Source organism: Brevibacterium antiquum CNRZ 918 (assembly GCF_900169145.1).
Taxonomy (GTDB): domain Bacteria; phylum Actinomycetota; class Actinomycetes; order Actinomycetales; family Brevibacteriaceae; genus Brevibacterium; species Brevibacterium koreense.
Map to the genome: position 1 here is coordinate 1 of NZ_FXZD01000032.1, position 3,652 is coordinate 3,652.

4 protein-coding genes and 1 pseudogene are annotated in these 3,652 nt (G+C 56.2%); 1 reads left to right on the forward strand and 4 read right to left on the reverse strand.

Going from position 1 to position 3,652, the window contains the following annotated elements:
- On the forward strand, window positions 1-420 hold a 420-nt coding region (locus BANT918_RS17965; RefSeq protein ID WP_145997017.1), incomplete at its 5' end, for an integrase core domain-containing protein.
- 134 nt (window positions 421-554) lie between these two features.
- On the opposite strand, the gene BANT918_RS17010 is transcribed toward BANT918_RS17965, so the two are convergent.
- The 4 genes and pseudogenes from BANT918_RS17010 to BANT918_RS17025 all read right to left on the reverse strand — a co-directional run.
- Window positions 555-2,030: a hypothetical protein gene (locus BANT918_RS17010; RefSeq protein WP_145997018.1), complete on the reverse strand. Its 1,476-nt coding sequence runs from the start codon at window positions 2,028-2,030 to the stop codon at window positions 555-557.
- A gap of 20 nt (window positions 2,031-2,050) precedes the next feature.
- A complete protein-coding gene (locus tag BANT918_RS17015) occupies window positions 2,051-2,680 on the reverse strand; it encodes an ABC transporter ATP-binding protein (RefSeq protein WP_101621248.1) in 630 nt (209 codons plus the stop codon).
- A 120-nt stretch (window positions 2,681-2,800) separates the two neighbouring features.
- Window positions 2,801-3,259 (reverse strand): CypD family RiPP peptide-cysteine decarboxylase, encoded by a 459-nt coding sequence (locus tag BANT918_RS17020; protein WP_145997019.1) that lies wholly within the window; start codon window positions 3,257-3,259, stop codon window positions 2,801-2,803.
- A gap of 21 nt (window positions 3,260-3,280) precedes the next feature.
- Window positions 3,281-3,526 (reverse strand): annotated as a pseudogene (locus tag BANT918_RS17025) (integrase core domain-containing protein); the annotation flags it as partial.
- Window positions 3,527-3,652: the final 126 nt, after the last annotated feature.

The following is a 3,652-nucleotide window of genomic DNA, read 5'->3' on the forward strand; positions in this document are numbered from 1 at the left end:
CTGCTCTTCGGGGCTCCTGGTGAGATCATCGGGTTCCTGCCTGTCAGCCCCTTCAGCCACCCTGCTGGTCGTCCCATGGTCGTCCTTTCTCTCAAGGTGTTGCAACGACCAGTTGAATCCGCCCAATTCCGATCGATTCGCTACGGCGAGACCCTGGCGGAATCCGAGGTCGTGGCGTCGGTGGGGTCACGTGGAGACTCGTACGACAATGCCATGGCCGAGGCTCTGAACTCGGTCTACAAGGCAGAGTTGATTGACCGGAAGGTGTGGTCGGGGTTGATCGAGGTGATGGCGGAGACGTCGAAGTGGGTGGCCTGGTACAACCAGACACGGTTGCACTCAGCGATTGACTACCGCCCGCCGTTCGAGGTCCATTCGGAATGGATCAACCAGTCCGCGATTGAACCCGCGGCTGCTTAGGAAACCAAGAAAAGGAGCCTCTACGAAACCCGGTGCTTGACATGCGTTGAGTTTTCCTCGCACGGGTCCACGGCGCATTGAAGTCACGATTTAAGGAGGCCAGCAACCATTCATGCGACGCTAGATCTGGGACATTAACCGCGATAGCGCCATCGACGCAAAATGAGGACCAAGGGAATGCCTGCGACTACGACCGTCAGAGCAGGAGCCGTCGGCAGCGCTGCCACAGCCATACCTGCAGCTATAGCTGTAAGTAAACCGTCGAGGGCCCACATCGCTCTCGTCAGCACCATCGGATCTCCCATCGGCGAAGGAACCGACGTGAGGAATTGGACCGGCATCGGACCTTTCAATGCGCTCATGAGTATGGAAGCAACTGTCAGGACTGACAAACCGACCGATGACACTAATACCTGAAGAATCGATCCGCTAGTCAGCTGCACACCGATCAGACCACCGATCGTGGTGACGACACCACTGACCACGATCGGAAAGATCGCATGAACACTAATGAGAAAACGATCACTGATACCGTACAGAGGAAGATCCGAGACCTGAGCAGCACCATGCCGAAGGCCATCGGCAAGGGGGCCTACGCCCATATAGCTCAACGCCCCGGCACCGAGTCCGAGTAGAGCAGCTAAAGGTCCCAGCGACGACCCCAACCCCACGAGCAAGCCGGCACCTAAGACGCACACAAGGCTGGTCAATAGTCGGATGGGACTTCTCGGTGACGCGTACAAATCACTTCTGGCGATGGTGATCCAGACGTGTCGCGACGGCCGCACCGCTTTCAGTCTCCGAAGCAACCGTGGAGGCTCCCGATAGATTGAGGAAGCCTGGCCAAACTCCATGATAAACACCTGCGCTTGTGCCTGCGCCAAGCGGATAGAGCGTTTGAGCAGATCATCAAATCGCTGAGTCTCAAGCATGCGAGGTAAGCAACATACTCCGACCACAGCAAGCGCTGCCCAAGTTATCAACGCGGTGACCGTTCCTGGGCGACTGGACAAAATTTCGGCCGGCCATTCCTGCCACAGGCCAGGGACGAACAGAACACAACCGCCCACCACCAGTAATGCAATGGCGGACACAGCGGAAGCTCGCGGAAAAGTTTGGCTCGTGACCCAAAGACAAAAGACGACGGTGGCCGTGCAGATCCAAGACACCACGACCAGCGCCGCGTCCAGGGCAAAGATGATGTCAGTCGTCCACATACTGGCGGCGACCAGAATAGACGCCGCTGTCAACATCCCCAACACCCACGACGCCGCGATTAAAAGCGGACGCCGATACGTTAAGAGTCGAGGAATATCACTACCGGCCAGAGCATATGTGAGAAACGGGGGCAAGGTCGCGGGGCCCTGAAACCGGCCACCCCAAAGAGCTGTCACGCAAACAATCACAGCAACTGCGAACGCCGTTCGTTCTGCCACTGGTGAAGCGAGAACTGAACTGGCAGAAGGTGAAACCAGGGATAAGAATAAAAGGCGAATTATTGGTACTAGACAAATAACAGACAGCAGAATCACAGCGTAGATAATGAACCCCACGTCGCGCCGAGGTTCGGGGTGGTCGCTGTCAACCGTCCTGTTTCTCCAGATCGACATCGCCGCGGAGTACTGCGACCTCACGTCGTTACATCCAGACTGAGGACACGGTCTCCCAGGTCATCAGCCAGATGAGAGCTGTGCGTGGCCACCACAACGGTGACGCCATCGTTTCTCAGTGCCTGAAGAACATGAGACACAATACCCAAGCGCTCATCATCAAGTCGTTGCTCGGGTTCATCGACGATCAGAACGTCGAACGGTCGCGCAAGCACAAGACTCAGTCCGAACAATTGGAGTTGTCCGGACGAAAGTTCATGAGGAAAACGCAAGGAGAGTTGTGATAGTCCGAGCTTGTCGAGGACGCTGGATGCAACATCGTCAGCATCTGCAGACCGCGGGAACCACGTGGTCGACACAAGTGCGACATGGTCGCGGACAGTGAGGTCCGAGGACATCGGGGGAAGGCCGATCATGGCAGCGACCGTGCGGCGAAAAGCTCGACTTCTCGTATCCGGCACGCTGCCATTGATCAAAACCTCACCATCTGTAGGAGGCAGGGCTCCTGCGAGTAAACGAAGCAACGTTGACTTACCAGAACCGTTGTGACCACGAATCACCAGAGCCTCTGCTTGTGATACTGAGACTGTGGTGGGTCTCAACAGAGGCACCTCGCCCGCAAACACACTGACGTTATTGAGTTCGATCATAAAGCGACTGTTCCACCATCCTGAATGTTTCGTTGTGACAAAATGTGTCCCACTGGGTACGAACCAACGTGCTGAAGCAAACCATGACTATGAAGAGGTGCAAGTAGCCGGACGTTGACTTCATTCACCGCAGTCACCTTCACGTGTTGCGCTAATAAGCTCGTTTGCCATTTCAATGGCACCCGGGAGGTTGAATCCAGTCTCTTGAGAGTCGCGGTCCGTGGCCTTGGTCCCGACGACGGGCGGAGCGGTAGTCACATTCGGCCGTTCAAGTAAAATATTTCGCCAATGCTCGATGACAGAGTTGATCACGGGTAAAGCTTCGCACAGGATGATCGGCAGATGGGTGACCTGCATCATCATCAAAGCTGGCGAGTCGCTGCGTCCCTGTGCCAGTCGCATTACGGTATCTAAGCTGGCAGGGAAGACAACAATACAGTCTGAGTCTCCAGTGCGTCCTTGCCTCCAGTCTTCACTCTTAGCATCGTCCCACTCGTCTTCCCATACCTGTCCGTTGCACAGACCTACGATCGCGTCTTTCGTCACGAAACGCGAGGCACTTCGTGAGGTTCCCCGCAAGTCGTGGACACGTGTGCTACGTCACGCAGCCTGCGTAGACGCTTCCTTCTCCACCTGACCAGCCTGCCGACCAGCCAGAAGATTACCTTCGAACTCCACCGGCGGCACCATCCCTAACGCGGAATGCAACCGTCGCCGGTTATAGACAATCTCGATCCACCGGGCGACCTCGCGCTTGACCTCGGTCCGCGTCTGCCACACCCGACGATCGAAGAACTCCGACTTCAACGACGACCAAAACGACTCCGACATCGCGTTGTCCCAACATTATCCGGCTAATCAACGTCAGTTTGGTGTTTTGGCCGGTTAATGAAGTCAGTCGCGCAGGCGGCGTAGCTGTTCTTCGTGGCTGCGGATTTGTTCGGCCAGAGTATTTACCGCCGCCCGTAGCGT